Source organism: Clostridium sp. AN503, from assembly GCF_040719375.1.
Lineage (GTDB): Bacteria > Bacillota > Clostridia > Lachnospirales > Lachnospiraceae > Brotaphodocola.
In genome coordinates this window covers 95813-121846 of record NZ_JBFDTP010000002.1, presented here as the reverse complement: position 1 = coordinate 121846, position 26034 = coordinate 95813, and the positions used below count along the sequence as shown (strand labels likewise).

At 51.1% G+C, this 26034-nt stretch carries 21 protein-coding genes; 4 read left to right on the top strand and 17 right to left on the bottom strand.

Annotation, left to right across the window (positions count from 1 at the left end):
* Positions 1-10: 10 nt before the first annotated feature.
* From AB1I67_RS07700 to AB1I67_RS07685, 4 genes are all read right to left on the bottom strand, one after another.
* Positions 11-274, bottom strand: a complete 264-nt coding sequence (locus tag AB1I67_RS07700) for a GIY-YIG nuclease family protein (RefSeq protein ID WP_367029291.1) — start codon at positions 272-274, stop codon at positions 11-13.
* Between the two features lie 14 nt (positions 275-288).
* Complete coding sequence (locus AB1I67_RS07695; RefSeq protein ID WP_367029290.1) at positions 289-1716, bottom strand: MBOAT family O-acyltransferase; 1428 nt, start codon at positions 1714-1716, stop codon at positions 289-291.
* Between the two features lie 2 nt (positions 1717-1718).
* Positions 1719-2864, bottom strand: coding sequence for a hypothetical protein (locus tag AB1I67_RS07690; protein WP_367029289.1), 1146 nt, complete (start codon positions 2862-2864; stop codon positions 1719-1721).
* Positions 2865-3799: 935 nt separating this feature from the next.
* Positions 3800-7225 (bottom strand): hypothetical protein, encoded by a 3426-nt coding sequence (locus AB1I67_RS07685; protein WP_367029288.1) that lies wholly within the window; start codon positions 7223-7225, stop codon positions 3800-3802.
* Between the two features lie 232 nt (positions 7226-7457).
* Between AB1I67_RS07685 and AB1I67_RS07680 the strand changes: the two genes are divergently transcribed.
* The gene (locus tag AB1I67_RS07680; protein WP_367029287.1) at positions 7458-7814 is read left to right on the top strand and encodes a helix-turn-helix transcriptional regulator; all 357 of its coding nucleotides are present in this window, start codon (positions 7458-7460) and stop codon (positions 7812-7814) included.
* Positions 7815-8042: 228 nt separating this feature from the next.
* On the opposite strand, the gene AB1I67_RS07675 is transcribed toward AB1I67_RS07680, so the two are convergent.
* The 4 genes from AB1I67_RS07675 to AB1I67_RS07660 form a co-directional block, all read right to left on the bottom strand.
* Positions 8043-9623 (bottom strand): SPOCS domain-containing protein, encoded by a 1581-nt coding sequence (locus tag AB1I67_RS07675; protein ID WP_367029285.1) that lies wholly within the window; start codon positions 9621-9623, stop codon positions 8043-8045.
* 175 nt (positions 9624-9798) lie between these two features.
* Complete coding sequence (locus AB1I67_RS07670; RefSeq protein ID WP_367029284.1) at positions 9799-10665, bottom strand: ketose-bisphosphate aldolase; 867 nt, start codon at positions 10663-10665, stop codon at positions 9799-9801.
* A 22-nt stretch (positions 10666-10687) separates the two neighbouring features.
* The gene (locus AB1I67_RS07665; protein ID WP_367029283.1) at positions 10688-11791 is read right to left on the bottom strand and encodes a PTS fructose transporter subunit IIC; all 1104 of its coding nucleotides are present in this window, start codon (positions 11789-11791) and stop codon (positions 10688-10690) included.
* A 19-nt stretch (positions 11792-11810) separates the two neighbouring features.
* Positions 11811-12134 (bottom strand): PTS fructose transporter subunit IIB, encoded by a 324-nt coding sequence (locus AB1I67_RS07660; protein ID WP_367029282.1) that lies wholly within the window; start codon positions 12132-12134, stop codon positions 11811-11813.
* 283 nt (positions 12135-12417) lie between these two features.
* Between AB1I67_RS07660 and AB1I67_RS07655 the strand changes: the two genes are divergently transcribed.
* Positions 12418-13179 (top strand): DeoR/GlpR family DNA-binding transcription regulator, encoded by a 762-nt coding sequence (locus AB1I67_RS07655; protein WP_367029281.1) that lies wholly within the window; start codon positions 12418-12420, stop codon positions 13177-13179.
* A 25-nt stretch (positions 13180-13204) separates the two neighbouring features.
* Here AB1I67_RS07655 and AB1I67_RS07650 read toward each other — a convergent pair whose 3' ends face one another.
* The 3 genes from AB1I67_RS07650 to AB1I67_RS07640 all read right to left on the bottom strand — a co-directional run bounded on the left by AB1I67_RS07650 (position 13205) and on the right by AB1I67_RS07640 (position 16205).
* On the bottom strand, positions 13205-14098 hold the full coding sequence (locus AB1I67_RS07650) for an ATP-binding protein (protein WP_367029279.1): 894 nt from the start codon (positions 14096-14098) through the stop codon (positions 13205-13207).
* Positions 14079-14753, bottom strand: coding sequence for a serine O-acetyltransferase (cysE, locus tag AB1I67_RS07645; protein ID WP_367029278.1), 675 nt, complete (start codon positions 14751-14753; stop codon positions 14079-14081). Before cysE ends, AB1I67_RS07650 begins: the two co-directional genes overlap by 20 nt.
* A gap of 87 nt (positions 14754-14840) precedes the next feature.
* Positions 14841-16205, bottom strand: a complete 1365-nt coding sequence (locus AB1I67_RS07640) for an MATE family efflux transporter (RefSeq protein WP_367029277.1) — start codon at positions 16203-16205, stop codon at positions 14841-14843.
* A gap of 125 nt (positions 16206-16330) precedes the next feature.
* On the opposite strand from AB1I67_RS07640, the gene AB1I67_RS07635 reads away from it, so the two are divergent.
* The gene (locus AB1I67_RS07635; protein ID WP_367029276.1) at positions 16331-16864 is read left to right on the top strand and encodes a PadR family transcriptional regulator; all 534 of its coding nucleotides are present in this window, start codon (positions 16331-16333) and stop codon (positions 16862-16864) included.
* Between the two features lie 122 nt (positions 16865-16986).
* On the opposite strand, the gene AB1I67_RS07630 is transcribed toward AB1I67_RS07635, so the two are convergent.
* Positions 16987-18219 (bottom strand): isocitrate/isopropylmalate family dehydrogenase, encoded by a 1233-nt coding sequence (locus tag AB1I67_RS07630; RefSeq protein WP_367029274.1) that lies wholly within the window; start codon positions 18217-18219, stop codon positions 16987-16989.
* Positions 18220-18259: 40 nt separating this feature from the next.
* On the bottom strand, positions 18260-20230 hold the full coding sequence (locus AB1I67_RS07625; protein ID WP_367029273.1) for an aconitate hydratase: 1971 nt from the start codon (positions 20228-20230) through the stop codon (positions 18260-18262).
* A 181-nt stretch (positions 20231-20411) separates the two neighbouring features.
* On the opposite strand from AB1I67_RS07625, the gene AB1I67_RS07620 reads away from it, so the two are divergent.
* The gene (locus tag AB1I67_RS07620; RefSeq protein ID WP_367029272.1) at positions 20412-21332 is read left to right on the top strand and encodes a LysR family transcriptional regulator; all 921 of its coding nucleotides are present in this window, start codon (positions 20412-20414) and stop codon (positions 21330-21332) included.
* Between the two features lie 65 nt (positions 21333-21397).
* Here AB1I67_RS07620 and AB1I67_RS07615 read toward each other — a convergent pair whose 3' ends face one another.
* The 4 genes from AB1I67_RS07615 to dctP form a co-directional block, all read right to left on the bottom strand.
* Positions 21398-22864: a sulfatase-like hydrolase/transferase gene (locus AB1I67_RS07615; RefSeq protein WP_367029271.1), complete on the bottom strand. Its 1467-nt coding sequence runs from the start codon at positions 22862-22864 to the stop codon at positions 21398-21400.
* A gap of 45 nt (positions 22865-22909) precedes the next feature.
* Entirely contained in the window at positions 22910-24202 is a 1293-nt protein-coding gene (locus tag AB1I67_RS07610) for a TRAP transporter large permease (RefSeq protein WP_367029270.1), read from the bottom strand.
* A gap of 3 nt (positions 24203-24205) precedes the next feature.
* Positions 24206-24709 carry a TRAP transporter small permease gene (locus AB1I67_RS07605; protein WP_367029268.1) on the bottom strand — a complete coding sequence of 168 codons (504 nt, stop codon included), beginning with the start codon at positions 24707-24709 and terminating at the stop codon, positions 24206-24208.
* A gap of 125 nt (positions 24710-24834) precedes the next feature.
* The gene (gene dctP, locus AB1I67_RS07600; protein WP_367029267.1) at positions 24835-25935 is read right to left on the bottom strand and encodes a TRAP transporter substrate-binding protein DctP; all 1101 of its coding nucleotides are present in this window, start codon (positions 25933-25935) and stop codon (positions 24835-24837) included.
* Between the last annotated feature and the right edge of the window lie 99 nt (positions 25936-26034).

Sequence of the window (26034 nt, the reverse complement as noted above, 5' to 3'; positions counted from 1 at the left end):
CCCTGCGGGGTCATAAGCCCGCTATCCTCTGCCCGTCAATCAGCTCCCTCTTCTTCTTCCTGTCCAACTGCTTCACCGCCCACTCCCGCTGCATGGCCTCCTGCTTCGTGGCAAACTCCTCATAGTAAACCAGCGTCACCGGCCTCCGGCTTTTTGTATATTTGGCGCCCCGTCCCTCATTGTGTGCCCGCACCCGCTCCTCAAGATGGTTGGTCCAGCCGCAGTACAGGCTACCGTCGGCGCACTCCAGAAGATACATGTAATTCGTCTCCATTTTCATATCCTCTTCTAAAACCTGAAATAAATAAACGGATTGTAGCCGCTCGCCATCATCTCGCAGACCGCCAGGAAGAATAACACCGCCACTACCGTATCCGAAACAGCAGCCAGTCCCTTTTCCTTAAGCTTTTCATGCGCCTTCGTAAAAAACGGCGTACAGAACAGGACGGAAACCACAAACAGCAGGATAAATTTACCTCCCACGACCAGCTCCGCCAGTTCCCGGTCATAGGTCCCGACCAGCTTTCCGGAAAACATATCCCCCAGATATCCGACCGCCAGCCCCAGGTTATCCGCCCGGAACAGAACCCAGCCGATCCCAACCACAAAAAGCGTATACATACGACGTAAAACTGCCGGAATCCGCTCCAGCGCCTTCTTAACCCCGATCTTTTCCAGGATCAGAAACACCGCAAAATAAAGCCCCCACAGAAGGAAATTCCAACTGGCCCCATGCCAGATGCCCGTAAGGGCAAACACGATCAGATAGTTCCGGCAGTTTTTCCCCAGGCTGCACCGGCTCCCTCCCAGCGGGATATACACGTAATCCCGGAACCAGGAGGACAGCGAGATATGCCATCTGCGCCAAAATTCACTGACGCTTTTCGATAAATAAGGATTGTCAAAATTCTCCCGGAAATGGAATCCGAATATCCTTCCCAACCCGATCGCCATATCAGAATAGGCCCAGAAATCCAGATAGATCTGAAGCCCGTAGCAGACGATCCCGATCCAGGCATAGACCATCCCCACACCCGGATCCTTGGCAAACGCCAGATCCGCCGCCTTCCCCATGGCATTAGCCAGCAGGATCTTCTTGATAAATCCCACCAGGAACCGGAATACGCCTTCGTACACATCCTCAAGCCTGGAGCTTCGGTTTCCGATCTCCCGCTCCACATCGATATATCGCACGATCGGCCCCGCGATCAACTGGGGAAACAGCATCACATACAGCGCCAGATCCATCAGGCTTTTCTGGCAGGGCACCTGTTTCCGGTACACATCGATCACGTAAGACATGATCTGGAACGTAAAAAAGGAGATCCCGATCGGCAGCACGATATTGGGAATCACAGACTCCACCTGACCGCCCGTCACCGTACCTATCAGCCATGCAGCCGAATCCCCCAATAAATTTAAGTATTTAAAAACCACCAGGATCCCCACATTCCAGACGATCCCGGCGATAAACACAAGCTTCCGCCGTCCGCCGTCTTCCTGCCTCTCCAGCATGATACCCACGATCCAGTTCACCAGCACCGAGAGGAACAAAAGCCCCAGATAGGAAAGCCCGCCGTATCCATAAAAACACACCGAACAAAACAGCAGCACGCCATTTTTCACGCGGATGCTGCCCGTCTTCGCCGCCACTCCATAAAGCAGCAGGGTAAACGGCAGAAACAAAAATAAAAATACAGGTGATGAAAATACCATGATTATTCCTCCAATAACTCCGGATGCTCCAGCACATAATCAATAAATCCAAAGCTCATCTCCGAGACCGCCGTCTCATTGACCTCCAGGATCACAATATCAATATCTTTAAAATACTCCTTCAGATCCAACTGGTCATAGCTGTCAAATCCCACCGTATTGGCAAATTCATCGGTGAAAACCTGTTTATTTTCTATGGACACATTTTTTCCAAAATAATGGTTCCGGGTGAGCGCCGCCAGGCTCTGCCCCATAAAACTGCCGCCCCGGCACAGCATCCCCGGAGCGTCCGTAGTCTCATCCGTCACGGTAAACACCGGCTCATAGTAGGAATCATATGGCTTCTGCAGCAGGTTAAACACCTCAAAAGAATCCGCGTCCGGGTAAACCGGATCTTCACAGGGCTTCGCGGCAACCTCCATCTCCGGTAAGTTATACCCGCTCTTTTCCTCCAGGAAATCCCCGAAGGCCGCGCCCACCACATTGCCCGCATAGACGGACCAGTGAAGCCCCGTCCTGTAAAACAGCGGAACCCGGCTGTCAAACTCCTGCCGGTGCTCCTCCATATAGGCAATGCTGTCAAAATACTTAAGCCCGCTCCCCAAAAGGGCCGCCGTCAGCCGCTCATAGTTCCCGTCCTGCCGCTCAGGAGCCATCACCTTGTCCACCCAGGGCAGCTCGTCCTCCATATAGCGCACCTTACAGGGCGTGATAAACAGATAGAGCTGCTTTCCCTGCTTCTCAAGCAATGCCTCAAGCCGCTCAAGCTTCCCCACCAGCTCTCCGGCCCCTTCCTCAGACACCGGCGCAAAATACTGCAGATAATAGCTGACATTCTCCCAGGAAAACAGGTTCCTGTCCCGGTTCATACTGTAATTATTATTAGAAACAGTCCCCAGCAGGGAAAACGTGATCTCATTGCGCAGGCGCACCATAAACGGTTTTCCCGGCAAATTTTGCTGCACATATTCCTCAAAGGCTGTCTGGGCCTGTCCGCTAAGCAGGGAATCCGCCGTGATCTGCGGAAATTCCTTTTTATTCTCCACGCCGTGGAAGGCAAACCGTCCATCCGTCCCGGCCAGCAAAAGCGGCGACAACAGCACAGCGGCCGCCGCTGCGATAAATAGTTTCTCTCTCAAATACTTCACAATCGTTTCTGCTCCCTCTTGTGGATGTGTCATTTCGACAACTATCTTAAATCCTACCACAGCGTATGGAAATCCTCAAGATTAGTAGCGAATAAAAATCAGCTAAAAATCACTCAAAATATTGTAATCTTATTTTTCATATCTAACTTATATAGCTCCTGCAAACTCCAATTCTTCATCTCTAGGTTCAAATTCTTCCTGGCCAATAATAACTTTGTCTTCTGGCGCAATATATTTATTCGTATCGCTTGCTTATCTGGTGCTTTTTCATATCTGTTCTCTGCCAAAATAAATATTTATTATTCTTAGACTCATTATTATTTAATTAAGATGTTAAAGTTAATAAATAAAAATTTCTGCTCTACTTACAATCATTGCAAACATCGCAAGTAATATACAAGTATAACAAAAATCCGACTCAATTTTAAAATTATAATTTCTGTTATCTATAAATTGATCATCTATTTGATTTTGCCAATAAATAACTTCCGGTTAAGTGTAATTCAATTATCTTTTACCAAGCGAATAGTTCTAGAAATTATGGATCGATATATTTCCCAATATTCTTTATATGAAAATATGCACAATTCAATTGTAAGTGGTATGATTAATAATTCAATCAAAAATCTGCCACAATTACGTCCACTAAAAAACAGCTTTTATCATCTCTTGCTGTCAATTTACTTATATTCATGTAATCCCCCCTATAACAAATCATCCTATACACTTGTTTATCCTGGATATAGTTTATCAGAATAGGTATTTTAAGTAAACTCATATGAACGACATAGCGAATTTTATTTTATCTGTAGCACATTAAAAACTAACAAAAGCCCTGTGATCGGCCACCCTCAGCCGATTCACAGAGCTTTCTGATCCCACTGTCTCAATTGCTAAACCGCAACTGATAATCCGTATTTCATAATTGCATATTGCTACTGGACCCTGGCTCCGTCCGCGCCCACCTGATACCCGTCCGGGGTTACGGCATTGACCAGAAGAGACCCGACCGGATTGGTTTCCGTCTTTGCAACGGTGAAATAATACCATTTTCCATCGATCTCATGCCAACCTGTATACATATGGCCCATGGTTCCGTCGGAAACCGCATGCAGGTAATACCGGTGTCCGTTCGTATCGGTGAACCAGCCAGTCTGCATGTAGCCGTTTGCATCAAAATGATACCACCGGTTCTCATTGGTCGTATAGGTTAGGTAGGCCCAACCATTTGCGGGATAGGTTTTGTCCGCGTACTGATACCACCAGCCCGTTGCGTCCAGAATCCATTTGCCCGTAACGGTTGTGGTCCGGCTTCCTCCGCCTCCACCGCCGCCTCCGGAATATCCGTCGAACGGTTTGCTGGCTGTAAACTCCAGTTCAAAGATGCTGAAATGTGTAGTTGTCACATCCACATATTTATGTCCGTTCTCTTCCCGGATCGCCAGGTACTGGTTATTTGATACTACGCCGCCCTTATCGGAAGTATGGGTCAGCTTCGCGTATCTTGCGCTTGCGCTGACTGCAGAGGGAACCGGGATTCTGAACCGGAAGCTGCCCCGCAGGTTGTTGAGCGGCTTCTCTGTCCCTGCTCCGGTATGGGAAGCTGCATAAGGCTTGATATCAAATACAACCTTTTTAACTACCGGAGTGTAGGTAACAGTCTCTTCTTTTGTCACCGGATCTATGGTTTTAGTTTCCTCAAACACGGTTTCAATCTTTTTAAGCTCCTGTTTCGGATAGATCACCACACTGGAGCCTGCCGGTATTCCCGCTTCCAGCAAAGCCTGTTCACCGATCCGATCAAAACCACTGACACCTTCTTTTGCCGCCTCATTTGTCACCAGGCTGGTTATGGCTTCCTGTGTCTTTACCTCTGCTTCGTTTTCCAGTTCTTCTGCCTGTTCAGCGTCCATACCATCCGGCGTTTTCGGCTGCTCAATCTGCGCATTGTCTGCGTTGATATCTGCTTTTCCGTTTCCGGCCTCAGTCTTTTTGGCCGTATCGGCGATATTGACCGTGATGCCTATCATGGTCATATTACCATTATCTTTTGTCAGGGCTGCCAGGATCGTAGTTATCCCTGCGCTAACCGCTTTTATAGTGTAGGAGCCGTCCTCATTGATGCTCACCGCCGCATATTTTTCGTTTGCGCTGTATACCTTAATGCTTTCAGTCCCATAGTCAGTCTCAATGCTGAATGTATAGGTGTCCGGCGTCTTGTCCGTATTGGTCTCTGCCCGGTCCACATTCAGGTTCACTTCTTCTTTTGTCCCGTCTGCCAGCTTAAATACTTTATCCCGGTACTGTGCCGTCACAGTAAGGCTGCTGTCCGGCATCACCAGTATATTCTCACCATCAACCGATGCGCCGCTGCTTCCTGTCACTTTCCACCCCGTAAATATCTTATCCGGCAGTGTATCAGGGCTCAAGGTTATGTCCGCGCCTTCCGGATAATTCCCGGTTGTTATCCCTCCAGATACCGGATTCCCGTCTACAGCTGTGATCCTGCCGCCTTCTACCTTAAGCTCCGGGGTGGTGTCCACTACTGTAACCATAACCTCTGCCAGGATTCTGGAGCTGTCCGCCGCGGTAAATGTGATGGTTGTCTCTCCTGTCTTAAGGGCAGTGACCCTCCAGCCGCTTACTGTTCCGTCCTCGTTGATCTCATCTATGGAAATAACGGAGTTATCATAATCCGCAACGCTGGGCGTCGCATAATCGGACTCCTCGATCATAATGTCTGCCTGATCCATTTCCCCACTGTTCTGATACAGATCCAGATTCAGGGTTTCCGTATCCAGAACCAGTCCCTTTTCTGCGTAAAGCGCTTTCAGTATAATATCAGACATTCCCTGCGGCATTGTGAAAATCACTTCTTTTTCTTTTCCGCTAAACTCATCCGACAGATCCGCGCCGGCAAATTCCCAGCCGCTGAATTTGTGATCCTGTTCCGCTTCATCTGCCATAACGCTCACTTCTGTGCCCGGAAGTATGTACATCTCCCCAGCGGTCCCTTTTGCCACTTCCCCGTCTGCGACTTTTATTGCCGCATTTTCTGCTGTGACCTTCGGAAGATTCAGCGTCATATAGACGCTGTATTCTTTTGAAGCATCAAATCCATTATGGATCATGTCATTGCCGTCCAGCCAGTCGCTGACCCCCGGTTCCTCCACCGGGGATGCTCCTACGGAAACTGTAACCGCCGGCTTATTGGAACTGCCGTAATAATTCTCCGTCACGAATCCGTAACCGCCTTTTTCCAGCCATTCCAAAGCACCTTCCCGCTCTGAATCCAGCAGATGGAAGCCTGCATACAGACCGTTGTATGTTACACCCTGTCCAATGGAAATATCCATCTTTTCCGCTTTACCATAATGGAAATTCCCGCGACTGGTTCCTTTCTCATAGTTTTCAAAGCGTTCGCCGCCCGGATACCAGGAACCTGCGTATATCTCTCCGATCTTACCGCCGTTCAGCTCATAAGCAGCCTTCTGCACATATGCGCGCTGCCCGATGGATAAGGCGCTCACGTCTCCTCCATCCACGATCACAGTGGATTTCTTCACTTCACCATTGGCGCCGCCTGCAAATACGCCCCATCTGTTATCCTCATCCGCGGTGGTCGCCCCGATTTTCCCGCCTGCGATCTGGATCTTTAGATCCTCCGTATAAGAGTAACCTGCATTTCCAGCCAGCAGTGTGCTGACAGAGCCGCCATATACAGATATCTCCGCATGTTTCACAGTCCGGTCCTGACGAGCTGCATAGGAAGATGCGCCGCTGATATCACCGATGCCGGTCTTTCCTGCACCGGAGCTGGCATTGGCATATACCACTCCTGCGCCGCCGCTGTTGATCGTGATCTTTACCTGATCGATCGTACCGGCATACTTGTTGCCTCCAATGATCGTATTGACCCTTCCGCCCTGCAGTGTGATGTCTGTTGACCTGATCTGGGCATTGGACGCAGTCGCCCCTCCATATACATAACTGGTCTTACTCCCATTCACCTCTGTAAATGCACCGTTGGCGTCTTCCACAATATAGGTGTTGGAACCGGATGCAATGATGGTGACTGCTTTGCCGTTGGCGTAATAGGCAGTACTTTCACTGTCCTCCTCCCATGTCACGCTGGGAGATGCCAGCTCATTCCATTTGACATCCTTAAATTCCGGCACCGCCACTCCTGTCCGTGCGCTTCCCATCCTTCCGGAGCTTCCTCCAAACAAGTCGTTGATCAACACAATCTCCGTGTCGTCATAGTCGTCGTCATCCGAATCCGCAAGGGATGAAAACGACGCCTGTCCCAATATCATCGACAAGATGAGCAGCCAGGACAGCTTTCTCTTAAAACCTTTCATACAGTTTCCTCCTTTTCCCCCACTTACAAATCTGCTTTGCAATTGAGGATTATCAAATCCATGTAACTATGTTAACACGTTTCTTTTACCCAGTCAATAATTTTTGCGTTTAAAACAGGTGTTTATATTACGTTATTAACAGGTGTATTGCCTCTGATTTTATAGCAGATAATAGTATCTCGATGGACTTTTATCGCAACTTGTTTTTAGCTCTTATGGAAGGAATTAGGATATGGAATTATACAATCGTATTGCAGTGGGGGAACGGATCCGAAAAAGGCGCATTTTACTGGGGCTGACCCAGGAAGAACTGGCAGAAAAGGTAGGGCGTGCTTACAAGTACTGCCAGGATATTGAACGCGGAACCTGCGGCATGTCCATTGATACATTGCTTAAGCTGTCGTCTAGTCTCAATATTTCTCTCGACTATCTGATCTATGGTTATCAGGATGATTATTCGGCGAGAACGCCTGAGATGCTGCAAACACAGGAAACGGTCCTTAATATGCTGGGAACCTGCAGCGAACAGAAACGCAGATACGCGCTGGATTTGCTGAAATTATTTTTAAAGGCCTGTGATGACCGGTAATACACACAAAAGCTGCACTTGCGTCACCCGTGCCTGCAAATGCATGAATCTATGTAGGCGTCATCCGTGCTTGCAAGTACACGGATGGCGCCCAGGTTGCCCTGATCTATCTGAAGCACCAGCCGGATGCGGGTTGCCATACTCTATCATATACCGCAGTTGCTGAAAGTGTGCCTGGTCAGATATCCAGGGCTTAGTATTTCCCTTATAGCCTGATTTTCATTCACGCTACTGCCTGGTAATTTCTTTTACCAGGATCAGGCTGTCTCCGGGGTGGATCACATCGGACGACAGGCCGTTGGTGGTCATGATATTGTCCACCGTCGTGTGGAACCGTTTGGCGATCTCCCATAAAGTATCGCCTTCCTGCACCAGATATCCCACGATCCCGGGCATCTGCTGCAGTTTTTTCGTATCTAACGGCGCGATCTCCGCCCGTTTGATCACCTGCTGGCACACCGGCTGAAGCACCAGCATATCCAGCACGAGAACCGCCTTCACCTCCACGTTCTCTCCGCCTACCATGACGGCGGTCAGCTGCTCCACGCCATTTTCCAGATACCAGATACTGTCCGGCCGGATTCCGGGAACCTCCGCTTCATAATGAAATGGGACCGGCTCTGTAACCGACTGGACCGGACGGCTGTCATCATCCGTTAAGTAAAGGATGTTCACCTCCAGCACGCCGTCCATCACCAGCATATCGTCCTTTGTCTCAACCTCATCCAGCTTCACCGCGCCGGTGCTGTGACAGATCTGCAGAACGCGCTGGTCGCCGCCCAGCTCAATCTTTTCTGAAACCTTGCATTTTCCCGTATTGCGGGTCAATATCTGGTCAAAGCACGCCTCCCCGGTCTCCATGGTCAGTTCCCGGTTGGTGGCATAAAGATCGCTCAACACCTCCAGCTCCTGTTCCTCATACAGCCGGATGTCCAGTTCGATCACCGCATCCACGTCCAGCTCCCGCATTTCCCCGTCGTAATCGGGCTTTTCTTCAATGCCCTTATGTATCAGCCGCAGGTCAATGGCCGGGATCATTTCCTCCACCGCTCCCTGCATCTCCACCTCGCCGGAAAACGGGATGCTCTCCTCCACCCACTGGATGGTCTCCGTCTCCCCTTCCCCCTCATAGATGACGAATATCATCAGGACGCCCTCTAAGTGGATCTTGCCGTCTAAGGGACGCGTCGTTGCGCCGTTTAAACGCATTTCCGTCCACAGGATCCGGTCGATGGCCGGTTTACTGCCGGACAGGGTGATGTCCTCCTTGAGCCGGTAGGTGTCCTTCCGCCGCAGGGCGATCGCCGCCACCTCCATGGACTGCCTGCGGGTCTCGATCTGAGGCTCGCTGCTGCCGCTGTCCTGTACGGCCCCCAGCTCTACAGCCGCCTCCGCGTCAAAAAGCGTTTCTACTTTTACCTCCAGTGTCACCACTGCTTTTATGCTCAATTTTCTGGAATTGATGATGCCCGCATCCAGATCCTCAAGCTGCCAGGAAACGCTGACAAAATCTTTTTCCTCCAGCCCCGGCACGTTGATGGTCTCCTCAAATGGGATCATGCCGCCCAGCGTCTGCAGACCGCCCTCCTCTTTCCGATATAATACATGGAAATCCAGCTTGCCGCGGACCACCACCTTTTCCGCCTGGGTCTTCACCGGCTCAAGCTGGATCTCCCCCGCTTCCAGGATCACCTGCGCAATATCGCTCATGGTATCCGGCACAATGAAATCATCGTCCAGAGTCACCTGGGTATTTACCTGATTCTTCCACCGGTTCATATGTATGTTCTGTTTCACCAGTTCCAGCATAGAAAAAGCACCCACCTTACCTTCCAGATTTGATTCCGGCGCCGTCTGGTCAGAGTGCCCGGAACCATCTTTTACAGTAAGTTTATGTGGGTGTCTTTGAAAATATGTGTAAAGGCCGAAAGAGGGGGCGCGGGACCTGCGGCAATCAGGCCCCGCTTTGGTAAACGACAGACGCTCATCTGTAATAGCGAGCGGTGTCTATGCAGTGAAATAACTGCATTTTATGAGAAACAACTTTTTCCACCTCCTGCATTCCGTGTGGCAGGATATTGGCAGGATAGAAATCATTGGTCTCATTCAGATAGTTCTGAATGCTGCGGTAATACGCCACTTTGAAATCACTGGATATATTGACCTTCCGCAGCCCCATACGGCATCCTTCTTCTACCTCTTCATCCGGGTTATTGGATCCGCCATGGAGGACTAAAGGCACCTTTGTCAAATTCCTGATCTCCCGGATCAAGTCCAACTGCAGCCGCGGTTCATACCCTTTTGGATACTGTCCATGCGCCGTACCGATAGCGATCGCCAGTGCATCTACTCCCGTCCGGCTCACAAAATCAACTACATCCGCCGGATCGGTATAAGTAATCCCTTCCACTCCGTCAGCTTCCTCCGTCCCCATGTTCGCCCCTATGGTGCCGATCTCAGCCTCCACCGAGACCCCTGCTGAATGTGCCATCTCAACTACCTTCCGGGTCAGCTCCACATTCTCCTCATAGGGAAGCAGCGAACCATCTATCATCACGCTGGTAAATCCGGCCTGTACCGCCTGAACACACTCCTGGAAGGTGTGGGCATGATCCAGATGAAGCACAAACGGATTGTCAGAACCGGAAAGACGCTTTACTACATATGTATAAAATTCGCTTCCGGCGAAAGCAAATTCATTGGTGGCTGCGGCGATGACAGCAGGAGCGTGCAGCCGCTCCGCCGTCTCCGTCACTGCGCGGAACATACTGCTCTCTGTCACATTGTAGGCCCCGACCGTGAAATCATGCTCCTCCGCCACCTCAAGCATCTGTTTCAAATTCATCAACATACGCGTTCTCCCTTGCCTTTTTCTACAAATTGATAATGTCAATGTCATCCAGAGAAGAGGACCCGCCAGACGGAAGCACATCCGCGCCCAGATCCAGCCCGCCGTTCAGCTCTGTCTCCGACAACGGCTTTTTGAGCACAGCCAGCAGTACCCCCATAATCACTGACCCGATGATCATACACAGTACATAAGCCAGGGGCTTATTCATCGTGGGTATGATAAACCATCCCCCATGCGGCACATAAGCCTGGATTCCCATCAGCATACTGACGCCTCCCGCAATACTGCAGCCTGCTACGCTGGAAAGCACCACACGCCACAAGTCGTTCATAGCCAGCGGAATCACGCACTCCGTGATCATGCAGATTCCCATGGGGAAACAGGCCTTGACCGCTTCCCTCTCCGCCACTGTAAATTTCTTTTTTCCAAGCAGGTATGCAACAATAATCCCCATGGGAGGGATCATACATCCTAAAAGCTTGACTGCCTCCGGCTCGCAGATGCCGTCCACCATAAATCCATTTGCTACAAGGCTGGCCGTCTTGTTGATCGGCCCTCCAAAATCGGTTCCCGTAAATCCTCCAAGCACTACACCGAAGAGGAATTTGCTTCCGCCCTGCATGTTCTGCAAAAATCTTGTCAGCACATCCATAAATGCAGCAATCGGAACCCCGATCACATACCGCATGATAATGGTACAGGTAAATGTTGCGATCAACGGGATCAATAAAATCGGCACCAGCCCCTTCAGCGCGCCAGGCACATTTTTCAGCAGTTTTTTCAGCCAGTTCACAAAGTAACCCACAAAAAATCCGCCTACGATACCTCCAAGGAACCCGGCCTTGATATCCCCTGCTATGTATCCTACGATCAACGCCGGCGCAATGCCCGGTTTATCCGCGATCGAATAAGAGATCGCCGCACAGATCACCGGCACAACGATCCCAAGTCCTCTGCTGCCTACACTGTACACAAAATTCAGAAACGAACCTTCCACGTCCTTAATATTAGGCCCGCCCAGGATAACGCCGATCGCCATACAGAGCCCGGATCCAACTACCAGCGGGATCATGAACGACACGCCGGTCATAACATGCTTTTTAACTGTAGTAATTTTAAATTTCATCGTAAATCCCCCCTGTTTTCTAAATCCTTCCCGCAGCCTTCAGTTTCTTTTCCACCGTCTCAATAAGCCCCCCGGCATTCTGCATCACGGTCTCTGTCGGAACCTTCACCGTCGGTTTTCCTTTAAAACGATCCTCGCCAGATATCTTTACATCCACCGCCAGAATAACCACATCTGCCGCTTTAATCTCCTCCGGCGTAAGCTCGTTCTCCGCACCAATACTGCCCTGGGTTTCAATCCTGCAGCCATGTCCCCTTGCTCTCGCCGCCGCTTCAAGCTTTTCTTTTGTTATGTACGTATGAGCAATCCCTGTTGGACAGGCTGTAATGCCAACTATGTTCATCTTAACCTCCTTCCTGCCATTTCCGAAAATGGTATATTTGTTATGTTGTGTGTATATTATATCACATTTTTTGAGCTTTTCAAGCACTATCTTTGGTATTTTTTCACTTTTTTCATATTTTTCCAGAATAATTACTGTTATATTTGAGTTAAAATTATTAAATATAACAAATATACCATTTTTATTGTTTGACTGATACCATATTTACACCTGCAGCAGTTGTAATTTTGTGTTTTATATGATATTGTTATAGTAATAAATTAAATATTTGGAGATATCAGAGATGAAAGATTCCAGACTCCGGGATATGGAGAACTATATTGTAAATAAACAGACTGTAACTTTAAAAGAACTGAGCAGCAAGTTTAACATTTGCATGAACACGGTCAGAAAATATGTAGATGAGCTTGCAAAAAAACCTTATATCAATAAAATATACGGAGGCGTCACTGTGGACAACTCCGCATGTGTCTTTTACACTGACGCCGACCGTGCTGTGGCAAGTCCCGATGGAAAGGACCGGATTGCGCGTCTGGCCGCATCTTATATCAGTTCGGATGATATCGTATTTATTGATTCCGGCACAACTACAAAGCAGATTCCCAACTACATCCCTGATACGGTCTGCTGCACGGTCATCACCCATTCCTGCCACATCATAGAAGCGTGCATCCGCAAGCCGAATATCACCCTGATCGTGCTTCCGGGTGTATTTTACCAGCGTTCCTACTCTTTTGTAGATACATTTTCCACGGAATATTTGAAATCCCTGAATTTCAAAAAGGCGTTCATGAGCAGCACCGGATTTTCCTTAGAACGGGGTGCTACCAATTCAACGCCTTTGGAATGTTATATAAAGAGCACTGCTTCAGAATGTGCGCAGGACATCTACCTTTTGGCAGACCATAAAAAGATAGGCATCTCCTCCCTTTTGACCTACGCTCCCACCGAGCGCATCCACCATCTGCTGACAGATGAGGAAGTCCCGGCGGAATATTACGAGGTATTTGGTAACAATGGGAACCAGATTGTGATCGCTCCATAAAAGAAGGATTATCAGCGTCCAGAGATCAGAGAAGCTCTGCTCCAGCCTCCCTGTCCTTCCGGTCATATTCCTCCAGAAAATGATGCCGCTCTCCATCTTTCACGTACCCGATACAGGCGTCCAGGTTCACATTCTCCACGCTCTTAAAGATATTGGTCTCAATATGGGGGTTGATCTGCCGGAACCGGTTGATCAGCTCCTTCATTTCCTGGCGTTTTGAGGTATGGACTTCCTCCTCCAGGGCCTTTTCCTTCGCGATCTGCTCTGTAAAACGGCAGGCGCACTGGAGGAAACGCAGATGATTGTACTCCTTCCAGGCAAGGATATCCTGCTCCTTGACCAGATACAGCGGCCGGATCAGCTCCATACCCTCAAAATTCGTGCTGTGCAGCTTGGGCATCATAGTATTGACCTGCGCCCCGTAGAGCATACTCATGAGGATCGTCTCTATCACATCGTCAAAATGGTGTCCCAGCGCGATCTTATTGCATCCCAGAGCTTTCGCATTGGCATAGAGATTCCCCCGGCGCATGCGCGCGCAGAGATAACAGGGCGAACCGCCCGCATCCACCACGGAATCAAAAATGTCTGATTCAAAAATGTGGATGGGAATCCCCATAAGAGCTGCATTTTCTTCGATCAGCCTGCGGTTGGCCGGATGATAGCCCGGATCCATCACGATAAATTTCAGACCGAACTCCATCTTCCCATGGCGCAGGATCTCCTGCATGCACTTGGCAAGCAGCATGGAATCCTTACCGCCGGAAATGCACACCGCAATGTTATCATCCGGCTTTATCATATCGTATTCATTGAGTGCCTTCACAAACGGACGCCAGATCTCCTTGCGGAACTGCTTGATAATGCTGCGCTCGATATCGCGGCAGCGGACGGCCTGATTATTTTCCTGCGCGTTCATCTTTTACCGCCTCCAACTGCTCCTGAAGCCTCTTAAGCTCTGCTTCCAGTTCCTCCACCCGGCTCTCCATCCTGCAATAATGCTCCATGGATACCGGCTTATCTTTTTTCGGGACCGGCACGCCTGCCACCTTCACCGGACGGGCCGGTATCCCGACTGCCGTTGTGTCATTTTCAAGGGGCTTTAAAAGCACCGCGTTGGCAGCGATCGTACAGTTATCCCCCACCTCAAATGCACCCAGGATCTTGGCTCCCGCACCAACGGTCACATTGCTGCCCAGGGTGGGATGGCGCTTGCCCTTGTTTAAGCCCACGCCTCCCAGGGTCACCCCCTGGTAGATGGTGCAGTTGTCGCCGACCACAGTAGTCTCGCCGATCACCACGCCGCAGCCGTGGTCGATCAGTATCCCATGGCCCATCACCGCTCCCGGATGGATCTCGATCAGCGTAAAGAACCGGGCCAGCTGCGAGATCAGCCTGGCGATAAAAAACATGTGATGCTTATAAAACCAGTGGGCAAACCGGTGCCATATGAGCGCATGGACACCCTGGTATAAAAGGAGCACCTCCAGCGCATTCCGCGCCGCCGGGTCCCGCGCCTGAACCGCTTTCACATCCAACCATATATCCTTTAATATCATCCTGTCATCCCTCATCCATCCCCGAGGCTCTGGCAGAAAATGCAGCATTCCCTGCCAAAGCCTGATATTTTGTCCTTTATCATACCATATGTCCCTTATTAATTACAAGTGCAGGCTTGCTTTTGCTGCAGATAATTCTTTGTGAAGATCAACTGCCATCAGTGCTGCCACGGCTGCAGAAAGAACATCAGCAACCGGCTGGGCATAAAGAACACCGCTTAAACCGCAGACCGTCGGAAGAAACAGAATGACAGGCACAAAGCAAATCCCTTGCCTGCAGGCGCCAAGGATACAACCCTTCGCCGCTTTTCCCATTACAAGGAACAAGAACGAATATACCGTGTAGAAGCCAAAAAGGATAAAGGAGAGGCCGTTTGCCCGTAAAGCAGCCGAACCGACACGAATCATCTCCATGTCACCTTTTGTAAACAGGGCCATGATCTGCGAGGAAAAAATTGCAGCGGCCAATCCAAACACCACGCAAAATATGGTGGACCAGATGATAGAGATCTTGATCGCTTCATGCAGGCGGTCAAACTTCTTCGCCCCGTAGCTGAATCCGGCGATTGGCTGAAAGCCTTTCAGAAAACCGAAAACGATCAAACTCCCCATAGACATGATCTTTGTGAGCGGCCCCATCGCGGCCAGCGCGGAACCTCCATATTCTTTCGCAGCATTGTTCATCATACCGATGGAAAGGCTGGTCAATACCTGAAATAGTAAGGTAGGAATCCCAATCTTCAAAATCTCGGACATGATCTCTTTGGAAAAACAGCATTCTTTGATACGGAAATCAAACACACTTTTTTTGCGGAGGATATAGCATAAATAGACCACTGTGGAAACCATTTGCGAAATAGCCGTGGCAATCGCGGCACCTGCTACGCCAAAGTTAAGCACATAGATAAATATGGGGTCTAAAACCACGTTCAATAAGGCGCCTGCCATCAATGCACACATAGCTGTCCTGGCGGCCCCTTCGCTTGACATGATATTGTTCATGGTGACGTTGAATACGTTAAAAATGGAAAACGTGATATAGATACTGGTATAAGAAATTGCATAAGGCATGATGCTTTCCAATGCGCCGAGTTGTCTTAAAATCGGCTTTAGGGAAATGACAGAGCAAAGAATCAGAATTGCGCCGATCAATACACTGCTGTATACGGCGGTGCTGGCTACCTTGTTTGCTGTTTCCTTGTCCCCCCGTCCGAGCAGTCTTGAAAGATAGGCGGCAGCTCCATTTCCAAATAGCAAGCCCAAGCCTACGATCACTTGTCCGAGGGGAAATGCCACCGTGACGGCGCCCATCTGATCGGTTCCCAGTCCACCAACAAAGTAGGTGTCTACAAGATTGTACAGCGCGTTGATCAGCATTCCAATCATGGTTGGAAGCCCTAATGCCAACAGTGCTTGGGGAATCGGCGCGCTCCCCAGCAGCGCCATTTTTTTGTTTGGTTCATTCATGTGTTCGGCTCTCCTTTCACTTGACACAAATCATAAAATATAGTAGTATAAATTATAGCATTTTTCATGCTGGTGATTATACTACTATACTTTATACCAGTTGTCAATAGAAAAGGGAGGAACTCATGGCGACCATAGATTTAATTGTATTGGGAATATTGAAAAGGCAATCGCTCAGCGCCTATGACATTCAAAAATTAGTTGAGTACCGCAATATCTCCAAATGGGTGAAAATCAGCACGCCTTCCATTTATAAAAAGGTGATACAACTTGAGGAAAAAGGGCTGATAAAAAGCAACATCGTCAAAGAGGGGAAAATGCCGGAGAAAGCAGTCTATTCACTGACGGAAAGCGGAGCAAAGGAGTTTGAAAACCTGATGAATAAAATCGCGGCGCAGCCGATACATTTTTTCCTGGACTTCAACGCAGTGATCGTAAATCTGCACAGCCTTTCGCCAGAGGGACAAAAAGCCTGTCTGGAAAGCATCGAAGGGAACGTGAAAACCCTAAAAACTTATCTGGAAAAAAATATACGGGAAAAAGAAAACGCACCTGATGTTCCCGAGACAGGTATGGCGGTCTTACAGCAGCAGTATATATTGGCCCAGGCGGTCGAAACTTGGATTGCATCCCTTTTACCAACTGGCAAGGACATGTAAGCCGCCCCGGAATACTCACGTTATCTCATCATGAAAAAGCCCCGTTGAGATCAACAGGGCTCATACAATATTTTGCGACACACATCATTAAGTGTATTTGAAGCTGGCGACACAAACCCGGTCTATCTGATCTTCTCGATCGTCCCGATCAGGTAATCCGTATACTCCGCCGCGCTGGCATCCTCCACAAAGGTAGTCAGTACGACCTTCCGCTCCGTGACCGTGCAGATATCCAGCGCCTTCTCCAGGAGTTCCTTCCGGTCCGCGTATCCGATATGGGCCAGCATCATGCCGACGGCCCGGATCAGGCTGCTGGGGTCCGCATAATCGCCTCTGCCATGGGAGATCAGGTAAGGCGCGGTGCCATGGATCGCCTCAAACATGGCATATTTATTGCCAATGTTGGAGGAGGACGCGGTCCCCAGACCGCCCTGATGCTCTGCTGCCACATCTGTCACGATATCGCCGTACAGGTTCGGAAGCACGATGACCTCGATCCCCTTGTTGAACTCCGGATCCAGCATCTTCGCGCACATGGCGTCCACCAGGCGTTCCTGGATCTCAATCTCCGGATACTCCTCGCCCACCTTGCGCACTGCCTTGATGAAATTGCCGTCAGCCAGCTTCACAATGTTGGCCTTGGTGACGATGGTCACATTCTTCTTGCCGTTCTTTTTGGCAAAATCAAACGCGGCCCGGGCGATCCGCTCGCTTCCCTGCGCGGTCTGCACCTTAAAATCCACCGCCAGGTCTTCATTTACCTGGATGCCCTTGTTGCCCCAGATATATTCGCCCTCAATATTTTCCCTGAAGAACGTCCAGTCAATGTTCTTGTCCGGGATCCGGATCGGACGGACCGCTGCAAACAGCTCCAGGCTGCGGCGCAGCAGGCTGTTGGCGCTTAAGAGGTTCGGCCATGGCTCACCGGCTCTCGGGGTCACCATCGGCCCCTTAAGGATCACATCACATTCCTTCACCTCCGCCAGCACCTCATCCGGCAGAGACTGAAGCTTCGCCGCCCGGTTCTCTATGGTCATCCCTTCGATCTGGCGGATCACCAGCTTGCCGGATGCCAGTTCTTCCTTCATCAGGACTTCCAGTACCCGGAGCGCCTGCTTCATGATGATCGGCCCGATCCCATCGCCTGGCAGTACGCCCACAACAATCTTATCCAGTTTAGAAAAATCTTTTACTTCCTTATCCTGTTTCATCCGCTCGATACGCTCAAACTCCGATCTGATCAGCTCTGCAAATTTCTCCTGCGCAGCTGCGATCTCATGATCCATATTGATCTCATTCATCTTGCTGCTCTCATTCATCTCGCCCATGACATTTCCCTCGTCTTTCTGTTTCATTCACTCGTTTGCACACCCGCACATTGGCCTTCATCCGCCATCACTGTACATGTTCATCCATTTCTTCCAGCTCTTTTTTCAGATATCGTAGCTGTCCGCCACACAAGATGACCTCAAGCTCACTGTCAGATAATTCCAGCTTCACCTTAAAAGCAATGTCCTTTGTCTTGTCCTTCACTGTGATCTTCCGTGTCCGCATCTGGTCACGCAGGTTCTCAATCTCCAGCTCGTCATAGAGATCCACCTTATCATAATCCGCCGGATCCGCAAAGATCATCGGAATGATCCCATGGTTGACCAGATTCCCCTTGTGGATCCTTGCAATACTTTTCGCGATCACCGCCTTTACGCCCAGGTACATCGGATTGATCGCCGCATGTTCTCTGGAAGATCCCTGTCCATAATTCTCTCCGCCGATGATAATGCTCTTTCCCATCTCTTTGGCCCTGGCCGCAAAGCCGGAATCATAACGATGGTAGCAATACTGGGACATTAACGGGATATTGGAGCGCATACTGGAAAACTCTGCGCTGGCCGGGGTAATATCGTCGGTGGTGATATTGTCCACAGTCTTTAAACTGATCTGCGCAGACAGATTCTGTTCCGGCGCATCCGGCACCGGGAGCGGCTGGATGTTGGGTCCGCGCACGATCTCTACCTTCTGTGCCTCCTCTAAGGGCAGCGGGCGGATGATCATGGAATCGTCCACCGGATATGCTTCCGGCTCCTGAACCTCTGAAAGCTTCACCACGTCCGCCCCCAGGATATCCTCCGCGCTGGCAAAGGTCCCCACAACTGCGGTTGCCGCCGCGCTCTCCGGGCTTACCAGGTAGATCTCCGCCGTCGGATTGCCTGCCCGTCCCTTAAAGTTCCGGTTGGTGGTGCGCACCGCCACGCCCTTGGTGGCAGGGGACTGCCCGATGGCGCAGCAGGGGCCGCAGGCCAGCTCCAAGAGGCGCACTCCCGCATCCAGCAGCATATCGATGTATCCGTCATGCATGAGCTGCTTGTAGATCTGCTTTGATGCGATCGCACAGGTACAGCTCACATCCTCATGCACATGGCGTCCCTGCAGCACCAGCGCCGCCTTTGCGATATCCGTATAGCTTGCGTTGGTACAGCTTCCGATAAATACCTGCTGCACCTTCTTTTTCTCCACTTCCCGCAGCGGGATCACGTTGTCCGGCTGGTGCGGGCATGCGATCAGCGGCTCCAGCTCGCTTAAGTTGATCTCCATCTCACCGTCGTACTCACAGCCCTCATCCGGCAGAAGCTCGATATACTCATCCTCCCGTCCCTGGGCCTTCATAAACTTACGCACCTGCTCATCTGCCGGGAAAATAGATGTGGTAGCCCCCATCTCCGCCCCCATGTTGGCGATCGTCGCGCGGGCGGAAACCTCTAAATCCTTCACCGCCGGTCCCACGTACTCAAAGACCTTGCCAAGTCCGCCTTTGATCGTGACGCGGCGGAGCATCTCCAGGATGACCTCCTTCGCATTGCAGCCAGGCTTTAAGCTTCCAGTCAGATTCACCCGGATCACCTGCGGCATCTTAAGCCGCATGGGCACGCCGGTCATGGCAGTCGCCACGTCCATACCGCCCACTCCGATACACATCATGCCGATGGAACCGCCGTGGGGCGTGTGGCTGTCGCCGCCCATACTGAGCTTGCCAGGCGCACCAAACCTCGCCACCTGCACTGCATGGCAGATCCCGTTGCCCTGCTTGGAAACATGCACCCCATAACGCTTTGCCACCGACTGCAGATAAATGTGATCGTCCGGCGTCTTGTTGTCCAGATACAACAGATTGTGGTCCAGATAGCTCACGCTGCATTCCGTCCGGATCCGGTCCAGCCCAACCGCCTCAAATGCCAGATACGTCATGACCGCATTGATGTCATGCGTCAGTGTCTGGTCCACTTTCAGGAAGATCTCTTCCCCCGGTTTCATCTCCGACGGCTTCGCTAAATGCGCCGCCAGGATTTTCCTTGTCAGATTCTGCGCCATACTCTTCTTCTCCTTTTTAATAACGGATTACCTTTTTGATAATTTTATTATAACAAGACACTTTCCAGTTGTAAAATGTCATTATATTCTGAATTACCATGAGTTTTTTCTCATGGTATAAGTTGAATTTACAGGATAAAGAGAGTATACTGAAAGAAACGGATCAATTGGGAGGAACAGGATGGACTTTCGCCAGTTACAATATATCACCACCGTAGCAGAATACCAAAATATCACAAAGGCCGCGGACGCCCTGTTCATCTCCCAGTCCGCCTTAAGCCATTATATCCAGAAGGCCGAGCAGGAGCTTGGCATCGTGCTGTTTGACCGTTCCACTTCCCCCATCACGCTGACCCTTGCAGGGCAGCATTATGTGGAGACCGCCCGGCGGATCCTTTTGGAAAATGAACAGCTCATGAAGGTGTTTCGGGACATCACCCACCACATGACAGGCAAGCTGCGCATCGGCACCTCCAGGGACCGGGCTTCCTACACGATCCCCCGGCTGCTGCCGGATTTCGCAAGGCAATACCCCGGAATCGAGGTGGAGGTGGTTACAGAGAGCGGCTACCAACTGACCGAGGCGCTGCGGGCAGGCAAGATCGACCTGGTACTGCTGCCTGTCTATAAGAGCGAATCCTTCCCCGGCATCGAGACCCGGAAGATCTATTCAGAAGAGCTGATATTTGCCGCAAGGGAAGGATACGTTACGCCTAAGCAGCGGGTCCCCGGACATCCCGGTTCCATTGATCTTAAGAAATGTAAAGACATGCCGTTTTTCCTGCTGTTCCAGGAACACCGCAGCCGCTATGCCATCAACGCCCTGTTCCGGGCGCACCGGATCAAGCCGCCGGTGAAGATGGAGTTCTCCAGCAATATCACCAGCTACTGGATGGCCTCCACCGGTATGGGCGTCACGATCATCCCATACCTGACCACCCGTCTGACCCGGTGTGAACAGCCTATGGAACTGTTTTCCATAGGCGCAGAGCCGGTCACCTGGGATGTGCAGGTCTGGACACGAAAGAACGCTTACCTTGGGCAGCCGGAACGGGATCTGATCGAGCTGGCGAAAGGGATATTCCAGAGGGAGATGCTGTGACGCATCTCCCTCATATTTCGATCCCCTTTATTTCCTGCCCGGTGTTTTGTTATTACCCGAAAGCCTCATGCATTCTTCCCCTGATTTGAATATCCCGCCGGAGTCGGCCAGTGATAGCCCCTCTGATTATAAAGGCCATAGTCCGCTTTGACTGTGTACGTCCCCGGTTCAAAACCCACGAGCCTGCCTTCCAAAACCCATTCCAGATCTTTACCATAAAGGGATTCGACCAAATACCGCTCCATCGTTTCAAGCGTCTGAGCGTACTTTGCTTCCCCCGCACAATTATGGGTCTCCGCCGGGTCTTTCTCCAGATCAAATAACTGGAGTACATTTCCGCAGGGATAATAGATCAGTTTATACCTGTCCCACCGGATCATGCGGGTGGCCTTGTCGCCTTCGCTGACCTCCCCGTACAGATAGGGGTGAGTCCTCTCCGACAACAGCGGGATCCCCTCGACGGTATCCGGGATCGGAAGCCCACAGAGGTCCAGCAACGTCGGCATGATATCCCCAAGCTGAGCCAGCTTCTTCTCCACCGTCCCCCGCCAGGGCAGAAGAGGTTTCCCGGAAAGGATCAGCGGCACGCAGGCAGCTTCCTCATAGAAACACCGCTTTGCCACCATCTCATGGTCAAACAGCATGTCCCCGTGGTCACTGGTGAATACCAGGATCGTGTCATCCAGCAGATTGCTTTCCCGCAGGGTGCCGATCAGCAGCCGGATCTGGTAGTCAATGTGGGTGCACTGGGCAAAAAATGCTCTTCTGGCGCGGCGTTTCTCCTTGTCAGTATAGATCCGCGCCTGCTCACACAAAGCCTTGAAGATATAGCTGTCGTCGATCCAGTCCTGTCCTGCGGGCGGATCGATCTCTGAGTCGTCATACATATCCCAGAAGGTCTTAAGCGGGACCAGCGGCGGATGCGGGAACTGATAGGAACAGTAAAAGAAAAACGGCTTGGTCGGGTCTTTCCGTTTGATCTGGTGTATCATCTCCATGGTCACCCAGTTGGTCGGGTGCGCCTGTTCATCCAGATGCCAGGTCCTGGTATAGTAAGTGTTGTTTCCCATACCATGCATAAATTCCTGTCCCAGATAGCCGTGCTCCCCCAGCCAGATCTGGTAGTCGTCAACCGCCCCCAGCTCATACCGCCCTTCTTCCGCCAGGATAACATCCTCAAAGCCGATACGGCTGCGCTGTGGATACACATGCAGCTTTCCCACGGCCATGGTTTGATAGCCATGATCCCGGAATGCCTCCGCAAGCGTGGTCACCGGGGGCATTTCCATGCGGTCCGAGTAGACCCGGTCCCCATGGCTTCTGGGCGAAAGCCCCGTCATCAGCGTGCGCCTTGCGGGGATGCAGACCGGGCACTCGCTGTAGCAGTTCTCAAACCGCACGCCGTTTTCCGCCAGATAATCCAGGGTCGGCGTCATGATATCGCTGCGGCCCGCACATCCCATCAGGGACGCGGACCAGTGATCTGTACAGATCATCAGAACATTTTTTCTGTCATTTTTCCTGTCGCTCATGTCATTTCCTCCTGATCATTTTCTCCTGGTCGTTTTTCTCTCATTTTACAAAAGTCCCAGTGCGCCCGGCAGCGCCAGCGTAAACGCCGGAATATACGTGATCAGCAGCAATACCACCAGCATCACTGCGATCAGCGGCAGTGTATGGCGGAACAGCCGCTCAATCGGCACGCCGGAGATCCCGCTGCCGATAAACAGTACGCCGCCCACCGGCGGGGTGATCAGGCCGATGCCGCAGTTTAAGATCAGGATCGCACCAAACTGGATCGGACTTAAACCAATGCTTAAAAGTACGGGCATCAGGATCGGTGTCACGATCACGATGATGGACGCCATCCCCAGGATCGTCCCCAGCACCAGGATAATCAGGTTGATCAAAAGCAGCAGGATAAACTTACTGTCCGTCAGGCCCAACAGGCCATTGACCACCATAGTCGGTATCTTTAGGTATGTGATACAGAAACCGAACGGCCCGGATGCAGAGATCAGGATCAGTACAGTAGACAATGTCTTAATACTGCTCTTTAAGACCGTCAGCAGCTCTCTCCAGCTCATCTCCCGGTAAACCACCATGGATACCACCAGGGCATATACACAGGCAATCGCCGCACTCTCGGTGGCGGTGAATACCCCTGCAACCACGCCAACCACCACAATGAGCACCGTCCCCAGGCCCCATATGGATTTTTTGAGCGCCGTCAGAAGATGTCTCACAGAAAACGGGGTCCCCTTTGGATAATTCCGTTTTACCGACAGGTAATAGCTGAACACCATCAGAGCCAGCCCCAGGAGAACGCCCGGCACGATCCCTGCCATGAACAGGGCGCTGACGGAGATCCCGCCCGCCGCCATGGCGTAGATGATCATGTTGTGGCTGGGCGGGATCAACATGCCCTGCACGCTGCTGGTCATGGTGACCGCAGTAGCAAACTCTTTGTCATACCCCTGCTTGTGCATCATGGGGATCAGGATCGCGCCCAGGGAGGCCGTGTCTGCCGTTGCCGATCCGGAAATACCCCCGAAAAAGATGGACGCCATCACATTTACCATAGCCAGCCCGCCGCGCATCCAGCCCACCAGCGCATCCGCTAAAAGGATCAGCCGGTCTGAGATCCCGCCGTGCGCCATAATATCGCCGGACAGGATAAAAAACGGGATTGCAAGGAAGGTAAATCCATCTACACTGTCCACCATCGTATTGATGATCTGTGTCGGAGACAGTCCCAGATACAGGATCGTGATACCCGCGGAAGCCATCATCGCGTAGGATATATGAAATCCAAGGATGATCATAATAAAAAATGATGCAAGAAGAAGGATGATCGCTGTCGTATCCATTTACTAAAATCCCCCTTTCATCAGCCGGTATACAGACATGGCAGCCCCGTAGATCCCCCCTACCACAACAGAGAGGTAGGTGATGCTCATGGGCCAGCCGGTGGCCGGCATTTTCGCCATCTTCGTCAGATCCAGAAGCTGTACTCCATAGATGACCCACATGAGATTCACCACCAGAAGCAGCCCATATGCGCATCCATGCAGGAAGGACGCCGCCTTCTTCGGGACCAGAAAGCTGATCACCGTCATCCGCACATGCAGCCCTTCCTTGATCGCGTAGCCTGCGCCCATAAAGCACAGCCAGACCATGCAGAGGATCGCCAGCTCCTGCGTCCACCGCGGATTGCGGACAAAGGGCAGATAGCGCCCCAACACTCCATATGATACAGAAAATACCATCACACCAAATACCACAATGCACGCCAGGATCATAAATCCGGATAATGCATCCGCGATCTTATCCAGAAGGCTCAGGCGCGCCTTAACATTTCCACTCATCTGTTCCATAATTCCCTCCCATCTGCCGCCCCGCGGCACAATTTGGAATAAATCCATAAACCGCTTTTGCCCGGTTTAAAAAAGGGGCCCCTGCGGATTCGCGGTCCACAAAGTCCCCTTTTTCCACGGCTGTATCAATATTTTGTGCTCTTGATCTGCTCTATGATATCCGCATATTTACTGCCGTATTTGTCATAAACGCTGCTGCACGCCTCCTGCCATTCAGTGATATTCACATCGATGATCTCCGTGCCGGAATCCTTGATGGTCTGGAGATATTCTTTGTCCTTGGAATCGGACAGGCCCTCAAAATACGGCACTGACTCTGCAAACGCTTCCTGGATCATCTGGCGGTCCGCATCGCTCATCCGGTTCCAGGTCACCTCTGAAAACAGGATCAGGTTGGGGCTGATCTCATGCTGGTCCATCACATAATATTTGGAAACCTCCTGGAACGCATTGTTCACAAATCCAGATAATGGCTGCTCCGCTCCGTCCACTACGCCGGACTGCAGCGCGCTGTACAGCTCCGAAAATGCCACCGACTCGGCAGCAGCCCCAATGGCCTCCACCGAATCATAATAGATAGAGCCTTCCTGGCACCGGATCAGCATATTTTTCATATCTTCCGGTTTTTCTACTCTTTTTTTCGTAAAGAAATAATTTCTTGCAGATTCCTGGTATGCCCCGATGCACACCATTTTGCTGCCTGAAGACTGCACCGTATCCAACAGCGCCCGTCCCGCGTCACTGTTCTCGAACGCCCTGGCATGGGCCACGGAATCGAACAGGTAAGGCAGTGTAAATACACCCAGTTTTTCACTGCCGTAGTCGGCGATCACACCGCTCATCAGCATGGCTGCGTCGATCGTCCCGGTCTGGAGCCCCTGGACCGTGGACGCCTTGTCCCCAAGGGAACCGCTGTAAAACAGCTCCAGCTTGATCCTGCCGCCGCTCTTCTCCTCTAAGGTTTCTCCGAATTTTGCGATTCCCTGGCAGAGTGGATGATTCTCACCATTCTGAAGCGCAAATTTAAACGTGTAGCTTTCGCCTTCCGCAGCCGTTTCCGCTGTGCCTCCCGCTTCTCCCGCTTTCGCTGAGGCTTCTGCGGAAGTACCGGCCCCCGGTTTCGCCGCGGTCTGCACCGCCGTGGTGTCCGCCTTTCCCGATCCGCCGCATGCTGTCAATGCTGCCGCCATGGTACATGCAAGTATCACTGCCATCGTTTTTTTCATACCTTAACTCCTCCTGTCTTTCTTTCCCCTTTATGTTTTTCTGAACTATCTCACAAGCGCGCCCCTGTTATGATGGTTCCATTTTAGCAAGTAATTCCT

Coding starts and splice junctions, on each gene's coding strand:
- AB1I67_RS07700 (WP_367029291.1), bottom strand. CDS start 274: ATGGAGACGAATTACATGTATCTTCTGGAGTGCGCCGACGGTAGCCTG.
- AB1I67_RS07695 (WP_367029290.1), bottom strand. CDS start 1,716: ATGGTATTTTCATCACCTGTATTTTTATTTTTGTTTCTGCCGTTTACC.
- AB1I67_RS07685 (WP_367029288.1), bottom strand. CDS start 7,225: ATGAAAGGTTTTAAGAGAAAGCTGTCCTGGCTGCTCATCTTGTCGATG.
- AB1I67_RS07680 (WP_367029287.1), top strand. CDS start 7,458: ATGGAATTATACAATCGTATTGCAGTGGGGGAACGGATCCGAAAAAGG.
- AB1I67_RS07675 (WP_367029285.1), bottom strand. CDS start 9,623: ATGCTGGAACTGGTGAAACAGAACATACATATGAACCGGTGGAAGAAT.
- AB1I67_RS07670 (WP_367029284.1), bottom strand. CDS start 10,665: ATGTTGATGAATTTGAAACAGATGCTTGAGGTGGCGGAGGAGCATGAT.
- AB1I67_RS07665 (WP_367029283.1), bottom strand. CDS start 11,791: ATGAAATTTAAAATTACTACAGTTAAAAAGCATGTTATGACCGGCGTG.
- AB1I67_RS07660 (WP_367029282.1), bottom strand. CDS start 12,134: ATGAACATAGTTGGCATTACAGCCTGTCCAACAGGGATTGCTCATACG.
- AB1I67_RS07655 (WP_367029281.1), top strand. CDS start 12,418: ATGAAAGATTCCAGACTCCGGGATATGGAGAACTATATTGTAAATAAA.
- AB1I67_RS07650 (WP_367029279.1), bottom strand. CDS start 14,098: ATGAACGCGCAGGAAAATAATCAGGCCGTCCGCTGCCGCGATATCGAG.
- cysE (WP_367029278.1), bottom strand. CDS start 14,753: ATGAGGGATGACAGGATGATATTAAAGGATATATGGTTGGATGTGAAA.
- AB1I67_RS07640 (WP_367029277.1), bottom strand. CDS start 16,205: ATGAATGAACCAAACAAAAAAATGGCGCTGCTGGGGAGCGCGCCGATT.
- AB1I67_RS07635 (WP_367029276.1), top strand. CDS start 16,331: ATGGCGACCATAGATTTAATTGTATTGGGAATATTGAAAAGGCAATCG.
- AB1I67_RS07630 (WP_367029274.1), bottom strand. CDS start 18,219: ATGAAACAGAAAGACGAGGGAAATGTCATGGGCGAGATGAATGAGAGC.
- AB1I67_RS07625 (WP_367029273.1), bottom strand. CDS start 20,230: ATGGCGCAGAATCTGACAAGGAAAATCCTGGCGGCGCATTTAGCGAAG.
- AB1I67_RS07620 (WP_367029272.1), top strand. CDS start 20,412: ATGGACTTTCGCCAGTTACAATATATCACCACCGTAGCAGAATACCAA.
- AB1I67_RS07615 (WP_367029271.1), bottom strand. CDS start 22,864: ATGAGCGACAGGAAAAATGACAGAAAAAATGTTCTGATGATCTGTACA.
- AB1I67_RS07610 (WP_367029270.1), bottom strand. CDS start 24,202: ATGGATACGACAGCGATCATCCTTCTTCTTGCATCATTTTTTATTATG.
- AB1I67_RS07605 (WP_367029268.1), bottom strand. CDS start 24,709: ATGGAACAGATGAGTGGAAATGTTAAGGCGCGCCTGAGCCTTCTGGAT.
- dctP (WP_367029267.1), bottom strand. CDS start 25,935: ATGAAAAAAACGATGGCAGTGATACTTGCATGTACCATGGCGGCAGCA.